General features: G+C 71.8%; 12 protein-coding genes. 5 read left to right on the forward strand and 7 right to left on the reverse strand.

The genetic code is table 11. The features are described 5' to 3' along the window. Positions 1 to 151: 151 nt before the first annotated feature. The 3 genes from dxs (at position 152) to ACFYUS_RS31070 (ending at position 4887) form a co-directional block, all read left to right on the forward strand. Positions 152 to 2071, forward strand: coding sequence for a 1-deoxy-D-xylulose-5-phosphate synthase (dxs, locus tag ACFYUS_RS31060; protein ID WP_388859462.1), 1920 nt, complete (start codon positions 152 to 154; stop codon positions 2069 to 2071). Positions 2072 to 2190: 119 nt separating this feature from the next. Then, a complete protein-coding gene (locus ACFYUS_RS31065; RefSeq protein WP_388859465.1) occupies positions 2191 to 3705 on the forward strand; it encodes an amino acid permease in 1515 nt (504 codons plus the stop codon). A gap of 99 nt (positions 3706 to 3804) precedes the next feature. Continuing rightward, positions 3805 to 4887 carry a hypothetical protein gene (locus ACFYUS_RS31070; protein ID WP_388859469.1) on the forward strand — a complete coding sequence of 361 codons (1083 nt, stop codon included), beginning with the start codon at positions 3805 to 3807 and terminating at the stop codon, positions 4885 to 4887. A gap of 73 nt (positions 4888 to 4960) precedes the next feature. Here the strand turns inward: ACFYUS_RS31070 and ACFYUS_RS31075 are convergent, their stop codons facing one another. From ACFYUS_RS31075 to ACFYUS_RS31090, 4 genes are all read right to left on the reverse strand, one after another. Beyond that, complete coding sequence (locus ACFYUS_RS31075; protein WP_388859472.1) at positions 4961 to 7099, reverse strand: 3-hydroxyacyl-CoA dehydrogenase NAD-binding domain-containing protein; 2139 nt, start codon at positions 7097 to 7099, stop codon at positions 4961 to 4963. After that, positions 7096 to 8310, reverse strand: a complete 1215-nt coding sequence (locus ACFYUS_RS31080; RefSeq protein WP_388859475.1) for a thiolase family protein — start codon at positions 8308 to 8310, stop codon at positions 7096 to 7098. The genes ACFYUS_RS31075 and ACFYUS_RS31080 overlap by 4 nt, the downstream gene beginning before the upstream one ends. A gap of 183 nt (positions 8311 to 8493) precedes the next feature. Then, positions 8494 to 12123: a beta-galactosidase gene (locus ACFYUS_RS31085; RefSeq protein WP_388859478.1), complete on the reverse strand. Its 3630-nt coding sequence runs from the start codon at positions 12121 to 12123 to the stop codon at positions 8494 to 8496. Between the two features lie 210 nt (positions 12124 to 12333). Further along, positions 12334 to 12687 (reverse strand): hypothetical protein, encoded by a 354-nt coding sequence (locus ACFYUS_RS31090; protein ID WP_388859481.1) that lies wholly within the window; start codon positions 12685 to 12687, stop codon positions 12334 to 12336. Here ACFYUS_RS31090 and ACFYUS_RS31095 point away from each other — a divergent pair. Continuing rightward, the gene (locus tag ACFYUS_RS31095; protein WP_376594341.1) at positions 12674 to 13798 is read left to right on the forward strand and encodes an alpha/beta hydrolase; all 1125 of its coding nucleotides are present in this window, start codon (positions 12674 to 12676) and stop codon (positions 13796 to 13798) included. The genes ACFYUS_RS31090 and ACFYUS_RS31095 overlap by 14 nt on opposite strands. Before the next feature lie 49 nt (positions 13799 to 13847). On the opposite strand, the gene ACFYUS_RS31100 is transcribed toward ACFYUS_RS31095, so the two are convergent. The 3 genes from ACFYUS_RS31100 to ACFYUS_RS31110 form a co-directional block, all read right to left on the reverse strand. After that, positions 13848 to 15131, reverse strand: coding sequence for a ribonuclease D (locus tag ACFYUS_RS31100; protein ID WP_388859484.1), 1284 nt, complete (start codon positions 15129 to 15131; stop codon positions 13848 to 13850). 80 nt (positions 15132 to 15211) lie between these two features. Then, a complete protein-coding gene (locus ACFYUS_RS31105; RefSeq protein ID WP_017242457.1) occupies positions 15212 to 15877 on the reverse strand; it encodes a response regulator transcription factor in 666 nt (221 codons plus the stop codon). 230 nt (positions 15878 to 16107) lie between these two features. Beyond that, positions 16108 to 16800 (reverse strand): DUF3000 domain-containing protein, encoded by a 693-nt coding sequence (locus tag ACFYUS_RS31110; protein ID WP_388859487.1) that lies wholly within the window; start codon positions 16798 to 16800, stop codon positions 16108 to 16110. Positions 16801 to 16890: 90 nt separating this feature from the next. On the opposite strand from ACFYUS_RS31110, the gene hemE reads away from it, so the two are divergent. Beyond that, positions 16891 to 17967 (forward strand): uroporphyrinogen decarboxylase, encoded by a 1077-nt coding sequence (gene hemE, locus ACFYUS_RS31115; protein WP_388859490.1) that lies wholly within the window; start codon positions 16891 to 16893, stop codon positions 17965 to 17967. Positions 17968 to 17987 lie beyond the last annotated feature (20 nt).

The raw sequence follows: 17987 nt of genomic DNA on the forward strand, positions 1-17987 counted from the left end.
CGTGTACGCGCGCGTGCGGAGCCGTACAGATCATCGGCTCGTCGGCCGTGCGGGTGATGCCTCACCCCCCGGCCCGATGCCCACGATCCAAGACGGAACATTAGACTCGACAAATCGGCAAGCTCGACCAGCTCAAAGCAAGGAGGAACGGGTGGCTCTGCTGACCCGTATCAGGGGACCGCGAGATCTGGACCGGCTCTCCCCGGAGCAGCTGGACCAGCTGGCCGACGAGATCAGGACGTTCCTCGTGGACGCCGTCTCCAAGACCGGCGGGCACCTCGGCCCCAACCTCGGTGTGGTCGAGCTGACCATCGCCCTGCACCGGGTGTTCGACTCCCCGAAGGACAAGGTCCTCTGGGACACCGGCCACCAGAGCTACGTCCACAAGCTCCTCACCGGACGCCAGGACTTCTCGAAGCTCAAGATGAAGGGCGGCCTCTCCGGCTACCCCTCGCAGGCCGAGTCCGAGCACGACGTCATCGAGAACTCGCACGCCTCCACGGTCCTCGGCTGGGCCGACGGCCTGGCCAAGGCGAACGAGGTCCTGAAGAAGGACGACCACGTCGTCGCCGTCATCGGCGACGGCGCCCTCACCGGCGGCATGGCCTGGGAGGCGCTGAACAACATCGCCGCCGCCAAGGACCGCCCGCTCGTCATCGTCGTCAACGACAACGAGCGCTCCTACGCGCCCACCATCGGCGGCCTCGCCAACCACCTGGCCACCCTGCGCACCACCGACGGCTACGAGCGCTTCCTCGCCCGCGGCAAGGACATCCTGGAGCGCACCCCCGTCGTCGGGAAGCCGCTCTACGAGACCCTGCACGGCGCCAAGAAGGGCCTCAAGGACTTCATCGCCCCGCAGGGCATGTTCGAGGACCTCGGCCTCAAGTACGTCGGCCCCATCGACGGCCACGACATCGAGGCCCTGGAGTCCGCCCTCACGCGCGCCAAGCGCTTCGGCGGCCCCGTGATCGTCCACTGCCTCACCGAGAAGGGCCGCGGCTACCAGCCGGCCCTCCAGGACGAGGCCGACCGCTTCCACGCCGTCGGCAAGATCCACCCCGACACCGGCCTGCCCATCGCCTCCTCCGGCGCCGACTGGACCGGCGTCTTCGCCGAGGAGATGGTCGCGCTCGGCAAGGAGCGCGAGGACATCGTCGCCATCACCGCGGCCATGCTCCAGCCCGTCGGTCTCGACAAGTTCGCCAAGGCCTTCCCCGAGCGGGTCTTCGACGTCGGCATCGCCGAGCAGCACGCCGCGGTCTCCGCCGCCGGCCTCGCCACCGGCGGTCTCCACCCGGTCTTCGCGGTCTACGCGACCTTCCTCAACCGCGCCTTCGACCAGGTCCTGATGGACGTGGCCCTGCACAAGTGCGGCGTCACCTTCGTCCTGGACCGGGCCGGCATCACCGGCACCGACGGCGCCTCCCACAACGGCATGTGGGACATGTCGATCCTGCAGGTCGTGCCCGGCCTCAGGCTCGCCGCCCCGCGCGACGCCGACCAGGTCCGCGCCCAGCTGCGCGAGGCCGTCGAGGTCACCGACGCCCCGACCGTGGTCCGCTTCTCCAAGGGCGCGGTCGGCCCGGCCGTCCCCAGCCTGCGCCGCGTCGGCGGCATGGACGTGCTCCGCGAGGCCGGCAGCGACAAGCCGGACGTCCTCCTGGTCTCGGTGGGCGCCCTGGCCCCCATGTGCCTGGAGATCGCCGACCTCCTGGACCGGCAGGGCATCTCCACCACCGTCGTCGACCCCCGCTGGGTCAAGCCCGTCGACGAGGCCCTCGCCCCGCTCGCCGAGCAGCACCGGGTGGTCGTCACCGTCGAGGACAACAGCCGCGTCGGCGGTGTCGGCTCGGCCGTCGCCCAGGCGCTGCGCGACGCCGGCGTCGACGTGCCGCTGCGTGACTTCGGCATCCCGCCGCGCTTCCTCGACCACGCCTCCCGCGGCGAGGTCCTGGCCGAGATCGGGCTGACCGCCCCGGACATCGCCCGCCAGGTCACCGGTCTGGTCTCGCGGCTCGACGGAAGGTTCGAGAGCAGCGCGCAGGCCGTGGAGCCCGCCCGCGACTGACGGACCCCGTCACCCGGCGTCACCTTTGGGCCGGTCGGCTCACTCTTCGGAGTGCCGACCGGCCCTTTCGCGTGCATTCTGACCACAGGGCGGGCAGCCCCACGGCAGGGAGGTGCGACGTGAGTACGGACCAGCAACCACGCGCCAACACCGGATTGTTCCGGACGAAGTCGGTCGAGCAGTCGATCCGCGACACCGAGGAACCCGAGCACGCGCTCAAGAAATCCCTCTCCGCCTGGGATCTGACCGTGTTCGGCGTCGGCGTCATCATCGGCACCGGCATCTTCGTCCTCACCGGCAAGGTCGCCAAGGAGAACGCAGGCCCGGCCACCGCCCTCGCCTTCGTCGCCGCCGGCATCGTCTGCGCCCTGGCCGCCCTGTGCTACGCCGAGTTCGCCTCGACGGTGCCGGTGGCGGGATCGGCGTACACCTTCGCGTACGCCTCGATCGGCGAGCTGCCCGCCTGGATCATCGGCTGGGACCTGGTCCTGGAGTTCGCCCTCGGTACGGCGGTGGTTGCCGTCGGCTGGTCCGGCTACGTCAGATCCCTGATGGACAACGTCGGATGGCACCTGCCGGCCTCGCTCGAAGGCCCCGACGCCGTGGGCGGCACCTTCGACATCCTGGCCTTCCTGCTCGTCCTGGTGCTGACCGTCGTCCTCGTCCTCGGCATGAAGCTGTCCGCCCGGATCACCGCGGTCGTCGTCGCGATCAAGGTGACCGTCGTGATGATCGTGATCGTCGCGGGCCTGTTCTTCATCGTCGGCGACAACTACAAGCCCTTCATCCCGCCGGCCGTCACCCCGCCCGGCGGAGGCTCCGGCTGGACCGAGCCGATGGTCCAGCTGATCTTCGGCTACGAGCCGACGAACTTCGGCGTCATGGGCATCTTCACCGCCGCCTCCGTCGTCTTCTTCGCCTTCATCGGCTTCGACGTGGTCGCCACCGCCGCCGAGGAGACCAAGCTGCCGCAGCGGGACATGCCCCGGGGCATCCTCGGCTCGCTCCTCATCTGCACCGTGCTGTACGTGGCCGTCGCCCTCGTCGTCACCGGCATGCAGAAGTACACCGAGCTGTCCACCAGCGCCCCGCTCGCCGACGCCTTCAAGGCGGCGGGACACCCGTGGTACGCGGGCGTGATCAGCTTCGGCGCCGCCGTCGGTCTCACCACGGTCTGTCTGATCCTGCTGCTCGGCCAGACCCGCGTCTTCTTCGCGATGAGCCGCGACGGCCTGCTGCCGCGCTTCTTCTCCATCACGCACCCGCGGTTCAAGACCCCGTACCGGCCGACCATCCTGCTCGGTGCGATCATCGCCGTCGTCGCCGGCTTCACCAGCATCAACGAGCTCGCGACCCTGGTGAACATCGGCACCCTGTTCGCCTTCGTCATGGTCGCCATCGGCGTCATCATCCTCCGCCGCACCCGCCCCGACCTGCACCGGGCCTTCCGCACCCCCTGGGTGCCGGTCCTCCCGATCCTCTCCGTGGCCGCCTCCGTCTGGCTCATGCTCAACCTGCCGGGCGAGACCTGGTTCCGGTTCGCCGTCTGGATGGTGATCGGCTTCATCGTGTACGCCCTGTACGGGCGCAGTCACAGCCGGCTCGGCCGGGAGGACCGCGAGGCCCGCTCCTGAACGGGCGATCCCGCAGGCGCGGCGGAGAGCATCCGGGAGGACGACTACAGTCGGTTCGTACCCGAACTGCTCCCGACGACCGGAGTGCTGGATCCCCTCATGGCGAATCGATCCCAGGCCCCCACCGACCGTTCTCACGGCACCGCCGCCCCCGTGCTCCAGGGCGGCTGGCTGACCAGGGGGGAGGAGGGCAGGTTCAGCGCCTACCTGCCCCAAGACGGCGAGGTGGTGCGCTGGACCGAGGAGCCCGGCGGCGGCTGGACCGGCCCCGTCTCCCTCGGCGGCGACGGCCTGACCCCGTTCCTCGCCGTCGGCCAGGGCGCCGACCGCTACGTCCACCTCGTCGGCCTGCGGCCGACGGGCGGGGACGAGGGCCACGTCGAGCTGGTGCACGCCGTCCAGTTCCAGACCGGCCGTCCGGCGGCCGCCTGGCGCCCCCTGGGGCACTCCAACGGCAAGGGCCCCTGGACGGGCAACCCCGCCGTCGCCGTGGACGCCCAGGGCCGCGTCTACGTCTTCGTGCGCAACGGCGGCGGCGGCATCAGCGTCCGCGCGCAGAAGGACGCGGGCGGCTGGCACCCCTGGTGGGACCTGATGGGTTCCAGGACCGACCCCTCGCCGGTCGCCGTCACCAACGGCTCCGGACTCGTCGAGCTGTACAGCTCGCACGCCAAGGGCCTCGTCCGCTACGTCCAGCGCGAGGCCGGAGCGAAGCCGCTGCGCGAGGAGCTCCTGCCCGCCTCGGTGACCATGGGCTCCCTGGCGGCCGTCACCGGGCCCTCCGGGCACGTGACGCTCTTCTACCTCGACCAGGAGGGCCAGGTCACCGCTTGGTCGCCGGAGCGCGGGCTGGAGCCCACGCCGCTGGGCAAGGCGGTCGGCACCGGCCGGCTGTCCGTCACCCGCTGCCTCATCGACGGCTTCGACTGCACGGTCCTCGCCCAGCAGTCCGAGGACGGCCGGCTCGCCCTCGCCGCCTACCCCAGCGAGCAGGAGGCGGAGGGCCTCGGCTGGTCGGAGACGGGGGAGCGGCAGGGGAACCTGGACACCGTCCTCACCCGGAGCCTCGACGGCGGTCTGGTCGCGATGGCCGTGGCCGACGGACGCACGCCGATGGCCACCCGTCAGAAGGTGGACGCCCAGGGGCTGCTGCTCGAAGGCTGGCGCTCCATAGGGCGATGACGCCCCACCCGCAACGGGAACGGCCCCGGCACCTGTGCGAGGTGCCGGGGCCGTCCGTCATGACGCCCTGGTGTTACGCCGGGACGCTCGCGACGCCCTGGGCCAGGAAACGCTTGCCGTTGACGCGCTCGGAGACGCCCTCACGGTCCAGGTACGGCGTGATGCCGCCCAGGTGGAAGGGCCAGCCCGCGCCCGTGATCAGGCAGAGGTCGATGTCCTGCGCCTCGGCGACGACACCCTCCTCCAGCATCAGGCCGATCTCCTGCGCCACCGCGTCCAGGACGCGGTCGCGGACCTGCTCCTCGGTCAGGACGACGTCGCCCTGCTTGAGGAGGGCGGCGACCTCCGGGTCGAGCTCCGGCTTGAAGCCGTTCTCCGGCTTGTAGACGTAGAAGCCGCGCTTGCCGGCCTCGACGACCGCCTTCAGGTTGGGGGAGACCTTGAAGCGCTCGGGGAAGGAGCGGTTCAGCGTCTCGGAGACGTGCAGACCGATCGCCGGGCCGACGAGCTCCAGGAGCACCAGCGGGGACATCGGCAGGCCGAGCGGCTCGATCGCCTTCTCGGCGGTCTCGACCGACGTGCCCTCGTCGATGACGTTCTGGATCTCGCCCATGAAGCGGGTCAGGATGCGGTTCACGACGAACGCCGGGGCGTCCTTGGTGAGGACCGCGGTCTTCTTCAGCTTCTTGGCGACACCGAACGCGGTGGCCAGGGAGGCGTCGTCCGTCTTCTCGCCGCGGACGATCTCCAGGAGCGGGAGGATCGCGACCGGGTTGAAGAAGTGGAAGCCGACCACGCGCTCCGGGTGCTGGAGCTTGGAGGCCATCTCCGAGACGGACAGCGAGGAGGTGTTGGTGGCGAGGATCGCGTGCGCCGGGGCGACCGCCTCGACCTCCGCGAACACCTTCTGCTTGACGCCCATCTCCTCGAACACGGCCTCGATGATGAAGTCCGCGTCCGCGAAGCCCTCGGCCTTGTCGAGGACACCGGAGACCAGGCCCTTGAGACGGTTGGCCTTGTCCTGGTTGATGCGGCCCTTGCCGAGCAGCTTCTCGATCTCGCCGTGGACGTAGCCCACGCCCTTGTCGACGCGCTCCTGGTCGATGTCGGTCAGGACGACCGGCACCTCCAGGCGGCGCAGGAAGAGCAGGGCCAGCTGGGAGGCCATCAGACCGGCGCCGACGACACCGACCTTGGTGACCGGGCGGGCCAGCGACTTGTCCGGGGCGCCGGCGGGGCGCTTGCCGCGCTTCTGCACCAGGTTGAAGGCGTAGATGCCGGAGCGCAGCTCGCCGCCCATGATCAGGTCCGCGAGGGCCTGGTCCTCGGCGTCGAAGCCCTTCTGCAGGTCGCCGTCCTTGGCGGCCTCGATGATGTCGAGGGCGCGGTAGGCGGCCGGGGCGGCGCCGTGCACCTTGGAGTCGGCGAGGGCACGGCCCTTGGCGACGGCCTGGTCCCAGGCCTCGCCGCGGTCGACCTCGGCGCGGTCCACGGAGACGTCGCCCTTGAGGACGGACGCGGTCCAGACGAGCGACTGCTCCAGGAAGTCGGCGCCCTCGAAGATCGCGTCGGCGATGCCGAGCTCGAAGACCTGCTTGCCCTTGAGCTGGCGGTTCTGGTTCAGCGAGTTCTCGATGATGACCGAGACGGCCTTCTCGGCACCGATCAGGTTCGGCAGGATGGCGCAGCCGCCCCAGCCGGGCACCAGGCCGAGGAAGACCTCGGGCAGCGAGAAGGCCGGCAGGGCCTTCGAGACGGTGCGGTAGGTGCAGTGCAGACCGACCTCGACGCCGCCGCCCATGGCCGCGCCGTTGTAGTACGCGAAGGTCGGCACGGCGAGCGCGGACAGGCGCTTGAAGACGTCGTGGCCGCCCTTGCCGATGGCGAGCGCCTCGTCGTGCTTCTTGAGCAGCTCGACGCCCTTGAGGTCGGCGCCGACGGCGAAGATGAACGGCTTGCCGGTGATGCCGACGCCGACGATCTCACCGTTCGCGGCCTCGGCCTCGACCTGGTCGATCGCCGCGTTCAGGTTGGCGAGGGACTGCGGGCCGAAGGTGGTCGGCTTGGTGTGGTCGAAGCCGTTGTCCAGCGTGATCAGCGCGAACCGGCCCGCGGCGGCGGGCAGTTCGAAGTGCCGTACGTGGGCCGAGGTGACGACCTCGTCCGGGAAGAGCTCGGCGGCGCCCTTCAGAAGCTCGGCGGTGGTGCTCACTTGCCCTCCCAGTGGGGGTTCTCCCAGATGACCGTCGCGCCCATGCCGAAGCCGACGCACATCGTGTTGAGGCCGTAGCGGACCTGCGGGTTCTCCTCGAACTGGCGGGCCAGCTGCGTCATCAGACGGACGCCGGAGGAGGCGAGCGGGTGGCCGTAGGCGATCGCGCCGCCGTACTGGTTGACGCGGGTGTCGTCGTCGGCGATGCCGTAGTGCTCCAGGAACGCGAGGACCTGGACCGCGAAGGCCTCGTTGATCTCGAAGAGGCCGATGTCCTCGATGGACAGGCCGGCCTGGGCGAGGGCCTTCTCGGTGGCCGGGATCGGGCCGTAGCCCATGACCTCGGGCTCGACGCCGGCGAAGGCGTACGAGACGAGGCGCATCTTGACCGGGAGGTTGTTCTCGCGGGCGAAGTCCTCGGAGGCGATGATCGAGGCGGTGGCGCCGTCGTTCAGGCCGGCCGCGTTGCCCGCGGTGACGTTGCCGTGGACGCGGAACGGCGTCTTCAGGTTCGCCAGCGACTCCAGGGTGGTGCCCGGGCGCATCGGCTCGTCGGCGGTGACCAGGCCCCAGCCGGTCTCGCCGGTGGAGGCGTCGGTGCGGCGGACCGAGATCGGCACCAGGTCCTGCTGGATCTTGCCGTCGGCGTACGCCTTGGCGGCCTTCTCCTGCGAGCGCACGGCGTACTCGTCGGCGCGCTGCTTGGTGATGCTCGGGTAGCGGTCGTGCAGGTTCTCGGCGGTCATGCCCATGAAGAGGGCGGACTCGTCGACCAGCTTCTCGCTGACGAAGCGCGGGTTCGGGTCGACGCCCTCGCCCATGGGGTGGCGGCCCATGTGCTCGACGCCACCGGCGATGACGGCGTCGTACGCGCCGAAGGCGATCGAACCGGCCGTCGTCGTCACGGCGGTCAGCGCGCCGGCGCACATGCGGTCGATGGAGTAGCCCGGCACCGACTGCGGCAGCCCGGCGAGGATGCCCGCCGTACGGCCGAGGGTCAGGCCCTGGTCGCCGATCTGCGTGGTCGCGGCGATGGCGACCTCGTCGATCTTCGCCGGGTCGAGGGCCGGGTTGCGGCGCAGCAGCTCCCGGATGGCCTTCACGACGAGGTCGTCGGCGCGGGTCTCGTGGTAGATGCCCTTCGGGCCCGCCTTGCCGAACGGGGTGCGGACGCCGTCGACGAAGACGACGTCCCTGACGGTACGAGGCACGATGGCTCTCCTCCAGGGTGCGGGATGGCACTGCTGCGGGCACGCGCCTAAGCGCGCGCTTGCACCCCCATGCTACTTGTGAGTAACCAAGCTGCCCAGTCCTCGGCGCCGGAGCGGTGAAGGTCACACCGGACGCACGGGTGCCCCGGCGCGACCGCGCGCCGGGGCACCCGCGCCCGAGGGTCAGGACGAGCAGCTCACGGAGGCGTCCGCCCAGTCGCCGTGGTCGAGCCCCTTCCCGTCCCCGCCGTCGCCGATGACCAGGTCGAGCACCTGGGCGCCGGACACGTCGGCGTCGACCGCGACCGCCGCCTGCCCGCCCCGCAGCACCGGCGTGGCGGCGACCTGCCGGCCGTCCGCGAGCACGGTGAAGGTCACCGAGCCGCCGCCGTTCGTCTCGTCGTCCACGCCGACGGACGCGGTGAAGCGGGTGCACTTCCCGCCCAGGTGCACGGTGACGTCACTGTCGGAGTGCGCCCCGAGCCCCTTGGGGTACGAGGTGCCCGCGATGGACAAGGGAGCGCCGTCCCCGGCCCGGTCCTCGCCGTTGGAGGTGTTCCGCTCCACCGGACCCCAGCCGTTGGTGGCCGTGAAGTCCAGGGACGCCAGGTCGTGGCTGCCGGCGCCGGGCGCCGGGGGCGGCGTGGCGACGCGGGTCGCGGCCGCGGCCGTCCCCTCCTGGTAGGCCGCGGCCGCCGACAGCACCGACGACCAGGGTCCGCTGCCCGCCGGCGCGGTGACCTGCCAGGTACGGGTCACGGTCCGGCCCGCCGGCACGTCCCCGAGCCGCTGCTCCACCGCGGGCCCGGACGTCCAGCCCGCCGGGAGCCGCAGGGTGAGCGAGGCGTCGTGCGCCGTGTCCCGGCGGGGCGTGAAGGCCGCCGTCACCTCGGCGGTGCCGCCCTTCGGGAGCGTGTCCGGAGCCTCGATCCGCACGTCGGCCGTCGCCTGCGGGTCGCGGTACACCCCGGCCGACCAGCCCGGCGAGGCGATGTCGCCGTAGGTCAGGGGCGTGGTGTGGTTCCCGTACGCCTCCAGGGTCACCGCGCCGAGCCCGTCGCCGCCCGTGTCCTCGCCGATGACGGCGATCGCCACCGTGTTGCGGCCGTGGGTGCGCAGCATGCCCGGCTGGACGGGGAAGGAGGTCTGGGGGCCCACGTTGTTGACGTACTGGCCGACCATCCAGCCGTTGACGTACACCAGCGCCCGGTACTTCTTCGTCTTGTCGTCGGCGAACCGGAGCCCCAGCGGTACGTCCTGGCCCTTCGGCAGGTCGAGGTCGAAGGCCGTGCGGTACCAGGCCACGCCCGGCGCGCTCGCGCCGCCGTGCGGCAGGGAGACGGAGGACCAGTCCCCGTCCGGGTAGCCCGGCAGGTACATGCCGAGCCGCTCGCCGTACAGGCCGCCGGTGTTCAGGTGCCCGCGCACGGGGTCGACCGGGTTCTCGCCGCCGAGCGCGCCCTGCACCCGCCAGCCGATCTGCTTCGTCGAGCCCACCAGGCCGGCCCCGGTCAGCCCGCGCGGCTGCTTGTGGTGGTCGTCGCCGGACCAGTCCTGCTCATGGCCGGTGTTCGCGGAGAGGACGGCCAGCACGTTGTCCTTGCCGGGCTTCAGCGCCCCGGCGGGGATGTCGAAACGGCGCGTGGCGTCCGTGGCGCTGCCCAGGTAGACCCCGTTCAGCCAGGCGAGGTACGCGCCGCCGCGTCCGGTGACCGCGTCGACCCGCACCGCCGTCTCCGTACCCGCGGCTGTGAAGTGCCCCCGGTACCAGATCGAGCCGGAGTGGAAGCCGTAGTGGTCGGCCGACAGCTCCTGCTCGTCGGCGGCCCGCCAGGCCGCGTCGTCGAAGCCGGGCTGTGCCTCGGGCGCCTCGGCCCGGTACTTCCAGTCGCCGAGCACCGGCACCGAGAAGGGCGGCGGCCCGGCGAGCGGGGCCCCGGTGGTGTCGAGGGCGCCCGGCGCGGGCTTGCCGTTCCAGGTGACGGAGGTGGCGGGCGCGCCGGTGATCACGTTCAGGCGGGCCGCCGCGGCGGTGTCGCCGGTGAGCGCGAGCACGCCGCCCGTGACGGAGGCGGTACGGAGCAGCTCGGGGCCGCTCGCGAGGACCGGGCCCTCGGGGGTGTCCAGGCGCCAGTAGGTGTCGGCGGTGGCGTCGTCCGCGAGCAGCAGCAGGAGCGGGGTGCCGCCGTGCGGTGTGACGAGGACCTTGGTGAGGCCGCTGTGCGTGTAGTTCAGCCGCAGGTCGCCGGTGGTCGCGTTCCAGGTCTGCTTGACCCGGCCGCTGAGCACCTGGACCTTGGGCCGGCCCGAGTAGCGCAGGACGGTCTCGCCGGCCTCGCCGTGCCGCCCGTACAGCAGCGCCGTGTCGCGCCGGCCGAAGGTGCCGTGCGTCATGATCTCGGAGGTCGAGTAGCGCAGCCGCTGGTGGTCCATCGCGTAGTCCGACACGAGCAGCTTGGAGTCGCGGCCGTCGATCGTCAGCGCGGTGCCCGGCTCCTGGGGCACGGACGGGTAGGCGCCGAGCGCGAGGTGCGTGCTGTCCCGCGTCTTGTCGTTGACGTCCTTGTGGCGCACGACCGTGATCCGGGTGCCGTCGTCCGGGTTGCGCCGGTCGCGGCGCAGCAGCGCGCCGTCGTCGGGCGCGGTCACGGTGACCGCGTCGGTCTTCGTCAGCGGCGTCACGGACTGGAGCATGTACCCGAGCCGCTTCATGACCAGGTACTTCTCGGTCAGCTGGCGGTCCTCGCGGATCGGGGCGCCGTAGTCGTACGAGCTGTAGACGGACTCCGGTGAGGCCAGCCAGCCCCAGGAGGTGCCGCCGTAGGCCATGTAGAAGTTCTGCATGGTCGCGCCGGAGGCGATGTTGTTCTCGTACGCGGCCTTGGCGAAGTCGCCGCCGGTGAGCTGCCGGCACTTGTCGTAGCCGCGCCCGCCCCACGGGTCGAAGGCCCCGGCCTGGAACTCCGCGAGGAAGAGGGGCTCGCCCGGCTTCTTCTGTCCCGAGAAGTCGGGCAGGTCGTACCAGACGTCGGGGTTGGAGCAGTTGAAGCCCTGCGGGTACGAGTCGTACCCCTCGATGTCCAGTTCCCCGGTGAAGGTGCCGAAGTGGTTGCCCGTCAGGGGCACGGTGATGCCGTGGGCGCGGGCCTTTTCGACGAGGTGCGTGATGTAGGCGTGCGCGTCGGCCGAGTCCTGGTAGTACTCGTTCTCGACCTGGTACGCGATCACGGACCCGGTGCCGTTGCTGAGCTGGTGCCGGGCGATGATCGGGTCGATCTGGTCCAGCCACTCGTCGACGGCGGCGAGGTAGTCGGGCGCGGTCGTGCGGGCCTTGCCCTGCTGGGTCGTCAGCCAGCCGGGGAAGCCGCCGCCGTCGGTCTCCGCGTTGATGTACGGGCCGGGGCGCGCGATCACGTAGATGCCGACCTCTTCGGCGATGTCGAGCAGCCTGTCGACGTCGCGGAGGCCCTGGAAGTCGTACACGCCCGGCTTGGGGGAGTGGAAGCCCCAGTGGAAGTAGACCGAGGTGGCGTTGTAGCCGCCGGCCTTCATCTTCTGGAGCACGTCCCGCCAGGCGTCCGGGCTGGGCAGCCGCCAGTAGTGGAACTCGCCGGACCAGATCGACAGCGGCTTGCCGTCGATGGTGAAGGCGTGGTCGTCGTGGCCGACGGTGTGGGCGGTGGCGGCGGTGGACTCCGCCGGGGCCGCGGCCTGGGCCGGGGCTGAGGGGATGAGGCCGGCGGCGCTCAGCGCGAGCGCGGCGAGTGCGACGGTGAGTCGTCGGCCCTTCCCGCTCTGCGACGTCAATGGCATGCGCATGTCACCTTCCACTGTGGCGCAATGAGAGATCTTGTGCGTTGCACACCCTAGCGATGTTCAGAGTTGTTGAATATAGGGGAGACTTGCGCGAATTCTTGCAGTCGGGGAAGCGGCTTCCCCGAGAGCCGGTCCGGCCCCGGCCCGAAACGGGTCCGGCCCCCAGCCCGGGAGGGCTGGGGGCCGGTGGGGAGGCCGGGGCGTTCGTCAGGCGGTGGCCGACAGCGCCTTCACGAGCAGCGGCGTCACCAGTTCCACCTGCCACGGGCGCGCCCCGCGGCCGGACGGTGCGGCGGACACCGTCGCCGGGGTCGCCGGGGCCGGCGGCTCCCAGCAGACCCGGCGCACGGTGTCCGACGTGATCAGGTTCTCCTGGGGAGGTGCAGCTCCTCCGCGCGCGCCCCCTCCGCGCGCCCCTCCGTTGGGACGGACCCGCAACCCGATGGGCCCAGGGCGGCGGCCCTGCCGTGGCGCCCGGTACCCGCCCGGAACACGCTGGCCGGGCCGGGGCCGCGCGGCCCCGGACCCCCACACTGAACGGATTCCCATGGCGAAGGTCATCACCACCGATCACTGGGTCTGGCACACGTCCACCGTCCCCGCGAACAAGGACGAGGAGGTCGAGCTCTTCGTACGGGAGCGCAACGGCACGCCTCCCGGACAGAAGCGCAAGCCGGTCCTCATGCTCCACGGCCGGAGCGTCCCGGTGCTCCCGGGCTTCGACCTCCGGTACAAGGACTACAGCTGGGCCGGGGCGCTGGCGCAGGCCGGCTACGACGTCTTCATGATGGACCTCCAGGGCTCCGGCCTCTCGGCGCGACCCGAGATGGACGACCCCCGCAACGTCAACCCCGCCCAGCAGAACCTGCTGACGCCGAGGCCGCCGGGATTCGTCCCGGGCCCGCCGCACTACCCGTACCAGCTGAACGACTCGTACAGCGACTGGGGCGAGCTGCACACCGTCGTGGAGTTCATCCGCGAGCTGTGCGAGGCGGACAAGGTCGCCTTCATCGGTTGGTCCGCCGCCGCGTTCTGGATGGGGCCGTACGCGGTCAAGAACCCCGGCAAGGTCGAGAGCCTTTTCCTGCTGGCGCCGATCTTCCCGCCCAAGGGCAGCTCGACTCCGCCGGCCACGCTGCCGGTGTCGGGCTTCCCGACCAACCTCAGCACGAAGGCCGGACTGTCTTCCCCGGGCGGCTGGGGCGGCGAACTGCACTGCGAGGGTCAGCGCGAGGACGGCATCGTCGACGTGGTCTGGGACGCGCTGCTGAAGAGCGACCCGGTCGGCAGCGTCTGGGGAGGCATCGACGGGCTCAGCCGCTTCAGGAGCTTCACCCGGTGGGGGTGGAACGAGACCACCGCGAAGCAGGACGGGGTGCTCGGCGGAAGCGTGCCCGTACTGATCGTCTACGGGGAGTACGACAAGCAGGCGAACACGACCAACACCAACCCGGAACTCGCCTTCTCCGTCCCCGAGCTCTACAAGGCGGTCACGGGCTCCCACAAGCTGATGGTCAAGCTGGCCTGCGCGGGGCATTCCGTGCCGTGGGAGATGCAGCACGGGAACGTGCACGAGCTCTCGAAGCACTGGCTGAAGCACCTCAAGGTCGACGGCAAGACCAACGGGGTCTTCGACATGGACACCGCCGGCAACCTCAGCCCGGCGCCCTAGCGAAGAGCCCCCGGCGCCCCGAGGGGCGCCGGGGGCTCTTCCCGTCCGGTCAGGCGGTCGCCGTCAGCGCCTTCACGAGGAGCGGGGTCACCAGGTCGACCTGCCACGGGCGGGCGCCGTAGCCGTTCAGCGCGGCCGCGACCGCGTCCGGGGTGCCCGGGGCCGGCGGCTCCCAGCAGACCCGGCGCACCGTGTCGGGGGTGATCAGGTTCTCCTGGGGGAGGTTCAGCTCCTCCGCGAGGGCCGAGACCGCCGTGCGGGCCGCGGCGAGGCGGGCCGCGGCGGCCGGGTCCTTGTCCGCCCAGGCGCGCGGCGGGGGCGGGCCGGCGACCGGCTGGCCCGGCTGGGGCAGCTCGCTCTCCGGGAGGGCCCGGGCCCGGTCCACGGCGGCCTGCCACTGCTCCAGCTGGCGGCGGTTCATCCGGTTGCCGAAACCGGGCAGCGCGAGGAGCGCGCCCGCGTTCACCGGGACCGCGAGCGCCGCCTCCACGATCGCCGCGTCGCTCAGCACCTTGCCGGGGGAGACGTCACGCCGCTGGGCGACCTTGTCGCGGGCCGTCCACAGCTCCCGTACGACCGCCATCTGGCGACGGCGGCGCACCTTGTGCATGCCGGAGGTCCGGCGCCACGGGTCCTTGCGCGGCGGGGCGGGCGGGGCCGAGGCGATGGCGTCGAACTCCTGGTGGGCCCACTCCAGCTTCCCCTGCCGGTCGAGCTCCTTCTCCAGGGCGTCCCGCAGGTCGACGAGCAGCTCGACGTCCAGGGCCGCGTACCGCAGCCACGGCTCGGGCAGCGGGCGGGTGGACCAGTCGACGGCGGAGTGGCCCTTCTCCAGGGCGTAGCCGAGGACGGACTCGACCATCGCGCCGAGGCCGACCCGCGGGAAGCCCGCGAGGCGTCCGGCGAGCTCGGTGTCGAAGAGCGAGGTGGGGCGCATGCCTATGTCGCGCAGGCACGGGAGGTCCTGCGTCGCGGCGTGCAGGATCCACTCGGTCCCGGCGAGCGCCTGGCCGAGCCCCGAGAGGTCGGGGCAGCCGACGGGGTCGATGAGCGCGGTGCCCGCGCCCTCGCGGCGGAGCTGGACGAGATAGGCCCGCTGGCCGTAGCGGTAGCCGGAGGCACGCTCGGCGTCCACGGCCACGGGACCGCTTCCGGCGGCGAACGCGGCGATCACCTCGGCGAGGGCGTCCTCGGTCTCGACGACGGGCGGAATCCCCTCGCGGGGCTCCAGCAACGGGATCGGAAGCCCATTCGCAGGGACATCGTCGTCCGGGGGGCCGCCCCCGGTGGTGCGCAGTGCTGTGTCTGCTGCGGTCTCTTGGGCGTCGGTCACGCGTCAAGGGTATCGGTGAACGGCACGCGCCTGTCGACGGAACGTTCCGTCGACAGGCGCGAGCCGGTGTCCACCGGCGGTCAGTGGATGATCCCCGTCCGCAGGGCCACCGCGACCATGCCGGCGCGGTCGCCGGTGCCCAGCTTGCGGGCGATGCGGGCGAGGTGGCTCTTGACGGTCAGGGCGGACAGGCCCATGGAGACGCCGATCGCCTTGTTCGACTGGCCCTCCGCGACGAGCCGCAGCACCTCGACCTCACGGCCGGAGAGCTCGCGGTAGCCGCCCGGGTGGCTCGGGGCACCCGGGGGGCGGCGGTGGCCGAGGCGGGCCGCCGCGGAGCCGATGGGGGCGGCGCCGGGGCGGGTCGGGTGACCGATGTTGGTCCGGGTGCCGGTGACGACGTAGCCCTTCACGCCGCCCGCCAGGGCGTTGCGTACGGCGCCGATGTCATCGGCGGCCGAGAGGGCGAGGCCGTTGGGCCAGCCCGCGGCGCGGGTCTCGGACAGCAGGGTCAGGCCGCTGCCGTCGGGCAGATGGACGTCGGCAACGCAGATGTCGCGCGGGTTGCCGACGCGGGGACGGGCCTCCGCGATGGACGACGCCTCGATCACGTCGCGCACTCCGAGGGCCCACAGGTGGCGGGTGACGGTGGAGCGGACGCGTGGGTCGGCCACGACGACCATGGCCGTCGGCTTGTTCGGGCGGTAGGCGACCAGGCTTGCGGGCTGCTCGAGGAGAACGGACACCAGGCCTCCTGGGGGGAAGGGTGCGGGACGGAGCCGGCTCGGGGAAGAAGCCGGGGGCGAACCCGTGCTGTGAAGGGGTCATTGACTCCTTCGGCAGCTGGGCCGCCCGCCTTTAGGGAAAGATCACGATTTGGTGAGTAACAATTAGGGCAATTCGGACGCGTGATCGATCATCCTACGAGCGGACCCCGCCCCGTCACCCCCACGAGGGACCCCTCGGGGGAGGTGGCTCAGGCCCCCTGCGGGCCCCGGCGCTGGGGCAACGAGACGACCCCCGCGCCCGTCACCGTCCCCGCCCCCGGATCCGCCGGCGCCGGTGGCAGTCCCGCGATCTGGCAGAGCAGATCGCACCAGGCCGCCAGGTGCGCCCCCGTGTCCGGAACCCCGCCCAGGCCCTCGCGCGGCGTCCAGGACGCCCGCATCTCGATCTGGGTCGCCGGTCTGCGGTCCGCGAGGCCGCCGAAGTAGTGCGAGCCCGCCATCGTCACGGTCCCGCTCGCCTCCCCGTACGAGAGCCCCCGCGCCTCCATGGCCCCGGTCAGCCAGGACCAGCACACCTCGGGCAGCAGCGGGTCCGCCGCCATCTCCGGCTCCAGCTCCGCCCGGATCAGGGTCACCAGCCGGAAGGTGCCCTTCCAGGCCTCGTGCCCGTCCGGATCGTGCAGCAGCACGAGCCGCCCGTCCGCCAGGTCCTCCTCGCCCTCCACCACGGCCGCCTCCACCGCGTACGCGTACGGGGCGAGCCGCTGCGGCGGCCTGGTCGGGTCGATCTCGATCTCGGACCGCAGCCTCGCCGACCGCAAGGCCTCCACCGCCCGCCGGAACGCGGGCGGAACCGGGTTGGTGTCCGTACTGTCCGCCGTTTCGCCCGTCCCTCGATCGCCGTCGGAATGATCGGAAAAATGTCCCTGAGCCGCAGCCATGCGGGGAAGAGTAGGCGGAACGGGGCCTCCGCGCAGGGAGGACACCCGGCCCGGACGAGCGGCTTCCCGTCACATGCGAAGATTCTGGGCGTGAGTGCCATTGACCGCCCGCAGGGCCAGCAGACGAAGCAGCAGTCGCGGACGTACGACTCCGCGTTCCTCAAGGCGTGCCGGCGCGAGCCGGTGCCGCACACCCCCGTCTGGTTCATGCGGCAGGCAGGGCGCTCCCTCCCCGAGTACCTGAAGGTCCGCGAGGGCATTCCCATGCTGGAGTCGTGCATGCGGCCCGAGCTGGTCACCGAGATCACGCTCCAGCCGGTCCGGCGCCACAAGGTCGACGCCGCCATCTACTTCAGCGACATCGTCGTCCCGCTCAAGGCCATCGGCCTCGACCTCGACATCAAGCCCGGCGTCGGCCCGGTCGTCGCCGACCCGATCCGCACCCGCGCCGACCTGGACCGGCTGCGCGACCTGACCCCCGAGGACGTCCACTACGTCACCGAGGCCATCGGGATGCTCACCGAGGAGCTGGGAGACACCCCGCTCATCGGCTTCGCCGGCGCGCCTTTCACCCTCGCGAGCTACCTCGTCGAGGGCGGCCCCTCGCGCAGCCACGAGCGCACCAAGGCCATGATGTACGGCGACCCGCAGCTCTGGGCCGACCTCCTCGACCGCCTCGCCGAGATCACCTCGGCCTTCCTCAAGGTCCAGATCGAGGCCGGCGCCTCCGCCGTGCAGCTCTTCGACTCCTGGGTCGGCGCCCTCGCCCCGGCCGACTACCGCCGCTCGGTGATGCCGGCCTCCGTCAAGGTCTTCGACGCGGTCGCCGGTCACGGCGTCCCGCGCATCCACTTCGGCGTCGGCACGGGCGAGCTGCTCGGCCTCATGGGCGAGGCCGGCGCGGACGTCGTGGGCGTCGACTGGCGCGTCCCGCTCGACGAGGCCGCCCGCCGCGTCGGCCCCGGCAAGGCCCTCCAGGGCAACCTGGACCCGGCCGTGCTCTTCGCCTCGACCGAGGTCGTGGAGGCCAAGGCCGACGAGGTCCTCGCCGCCGCGAAGGACCTGGAGGGGCACGTCTTCAACCTCGGCCACGGCGTCATGCCGTCGATGGACCCGGACGCCCTGTCCCGGCTCGTCGAGTACGTGCACACGCGGACGGCCGTCTGACGGCCGCCCGCGCGCGGAAG

This window comes from Streptomyces sp. NPDC004284 (assembly GCF_042874035.1).
GTDB lineage: Bacteria > Actinomycetota > Actinomycetes > Streptomycetales > Streptomycetaceae > Streptomyces.

What these genes read in the sequence shown, in the direction of transcription:
- ACFYUS_RS31095 (WP_376594341.1), top strand. Translation starts at nt 12,674, where the DNA reads ATGGCGAAGGTCATCACCACCGATCACTGGGTCTGGCACACGTCCACC.
- ACFYUS_RS31110 (WP_388859487.1), bottom strand. Translation starts at nt 16,800, where the DNA reads ATGGCTGCGGCTCAGGGACATTTTTCCGATCATTCCGACGGCGATCGA.
- ACFYUS_RS31090 (WP_388859481.1), bottom strand. Translation starts at nt 12,687, where the DNA reads ATGACCTTCGCCATGGGAATCCGTTCAGTGTGGGGGTCCGGGGCCGCG.
- ACFYUS_RS31085 (WP_388859478.1), bottom strand. Translation starts at nt 12,123, where the DNA reads ATGCCATTGACGTCGCAGAGCGGGAAGGGCCGACGACTCACCGTCGCA.
- ACFYUS_RS31070 (WP_388859469.1), top strand. Translation starts at nt 3,805, where the DNA reads ATGGCGAATCGATCCCAGGCCCCCACCGACCGTTCTCACGGCACCGCC.